Here is a 1,622-nt window from a genome sequence, read left to right as displayed (position 1 = left end):
ATAATATAGTAAGTAACACTGTAATATATTTAGAGAACAAAACTGTAATTCGTTTTCTCGGACGGATTAATAACTGCTTAATTGTACCTTTTTGGAACTCATCAGTAATTGTACGAGACGCAATCGTAATTCCAAAAATTGTTGCAAATAAGGTAATTAAACCAATCTCTGAACTTACAAAATCTAAATATGATCCTTTAAACTCATTTCCTCCTCCCCATTTTAGCATCGCTAAAACTCCCAAAATCTCCAATGCTGCAATTACACCTATTAAAATGTACATACCTTTTTTCGCATGTAACTTTAAAAATTCATTTTGAATTAATTTAAACATTACGCTTTCACTCCCCCTGTAATCGCTAAGAACTCATCCTCTAACGTTTTATTTTGAACAGTAACACCGTATACGAGTACATCAGCATTCACTAACTGTTTTACAATTTGCGGAATCTCTTCTTTCATTACAGATGCCACAGCTACATTTCCTTGTACTTTACCTTTAATAATTTCGTTCGCTTTTTGAACTTGATCTACTTCAAATGCAACTACAACTGTTTCATCATGCTTCGCTTGTTCATGTAAGTTATACTCTTGTACAAACTCACCTTGCTTTATAATAACTACGCGATCACACATTAATTCAATTTCACTTAATAAATGACTTGATACAATGACTGCAATATTTTCTTCTTTCGCTAATCGTTGTAAATAATCACGAATTTGGCGAATACCAGCTGGATCTAATCCATTTGTCGGTTCATCTAAAATTAAGATTTTCGGCTGATGAAGTAACGCCTGCGCAATTCCTAAACGCTGTTTCATACCAAGTGAGTATGTTTTCACCTTTTTATGAATCGCATGCTCTAATTCAACAAGCTTTACAATTTCAGCGATGCGCTCTTTACTAATTGGGGTAATCGCCATGTTCGCAAAATGCTTTAAATTTTGCATTCCAGTCATATAATCATATAGCTCGGGATTTTCTACAATCGCTCCAATTTGCTCTAGCGCCTTTTCACGCTCTGTGCGAATACTATGGCCACAAATTGTAATATCGCCTTCTGTCATAGAAATAAGACCTGTCATCATACGAATTGTCGTCGTCTTACCGCTACCGTTCGGTCCAAGGAATCCGTATACCTCTCCTTCACGAACCTCAAATGATAAGCCACGAATAATTTCTGTTCTACCGATTTTTTTTCGGACATTTTCTAATTTCACTACTACATTTCCCAATGATGATTCCTCCTTTAAACTTCTAGTTTTTTGTCGATGATGCGACCTGTAACTACTAATATTATAATTGTTAATAAACAGTTAAAACATAGATTTAAAACTGTAATATCTGTACCAGAATAAAATGATGTATTTAAAAAGCCGTTTTGATCTATAAATCCAATATTATTTATGGCAAACACATACTTTTCTATTTGCTGAAAGATATACGTTATTCCCCCATTAAATGCGATAAAAACAACGAATAAGATTACGCAAACAATCTTACTCATCGATGATTTCACATTGAACAGTTTCGTAATTACTATAATTAAATAAATAGAAACTAGCATATTAACAAAATCTAGTCCCCATAAGAAAATAGATAACATATGATGTAATATTCC

General features: G+C 33.3%; 2 protein-coding genes and 1 pseudogene. All 3 read right to left on the bottom strand.

Annotated elements, in window-relative coordinates:
* Positions 1-334, bottom strand: a 334-nt coding sequence (locus AB3X49_RS22655) for an ABC transporter permease (protein ID WP_367964879.1), incomplete at its 3' end; no start/stop codon positions are given.
* Complete coding sequence (locus AB3X49_RS22650; RefSeq protein WP_002030591.1) at positions 334-1,236, bottom strand: ABC transporter ATP-binding protein; 903 nt, start codon at positions 1,234-1,236, stop codon at positions 334-336. The genes AB3X49_RS22650 and AB3X49_RS22655, both read right to left, overlap by 1 nt.
* 14 nt (positions 1,237-1,250) lie before the next feature.
* Positions 1,251-1,622 (bottom strand): annotated as a pseudogene (locus AB3X49_RS22645) (ABC transporter permease); the annotation flags it as partial.

It is taken from the genome of Bacillus sp. C30 (assembly GCF_040838255.1).
Taxonomy (GTDB): domain Bacteria; phylum Bacillota; class Bacilli; order Bacillales; family Bacillaceae_G; genus Bacillus_A; species Bacillus_A mycoides.
Note: the sequence above shows the minus strand (reverse complement) of the source record. Positions and strands in the feature narration are given on the sequence as shown.